The sequence below is a fragment of the Corynebacterium sp. c3Ub_189 genome (assembly GCF_039907195.1).
Taxonomy (GTDB): domain Bacteria; phylum Actinomycetota; class Actinomycetes; order Mycobacteriales; family Mycobacteriaceae; genus Corynebacterium.
Map to the genome: position 1 here is coordinate 1 of NZ_JASBOF010000068.1, position 539 is coordinate 539.

The 539-nt window shown below is 54.2% G+C and carries 1 protein-coding gene; it reads right to left on the reverse strand.

The window, feature by feature from the left end:
• Nucleotides 1–468 (reverse strand): helix-turn-helix domain-containing protein (locus QKD99_RS11540; RefSeq protein WP_347951493.1); only part of this gene is annotated, 468 nt, incomplete at its 3' end.
• Nucleotides 469–539: the final 71 nt, after the last annotated feature.

Sequence of the window (539 nt, forward strand, 5' to 3'; positions counted from 1 at the left end):
TCCTGCGATGGTCCAGTCACTGTAGTCCATTTGCCATGTTTCGTTGGGCTGGTCTGCTTGAAACCGTCTCCATGAGCTGCGGGGACGCTTTTGCGGCTGTGGTGTGACGTGACCGTTGTTTGTCAGAACTCGGTGGATTGTTGACGGTGCTGGTGGTGGGTCGATTCCATCTTGTTGTAGGTGCCATCGAATGGTGTGGGCACCGGCATCGGTACCGCGTTTTGTTAGGTCTTGGCGCAGTTGAAGGATGCGGTCGACAGTACTGGGATCGAGTGCTCGAGGATTCGTGCGAGGGCGTTTAGATCGTGGTTCTAGCGCCTTGATTCCGCCGTCTCGGTAGCGGGCTTGAAGTGTGCGGATCCATCGTGTGCTGACATTGAAGTGTTCAGCTGCTTCGGCCTGGGTCATACCGGTGGCGAGCATGGTTTCGATGATGATTTTTGGGCTTGGTTTTGAGCTCTTCTCCATTTTTAAAGCATGGAGGATCGATGTCTCGACACATCGCTTTTCGCCATGTCTGGGCAGTTTTAGCCTCTCGA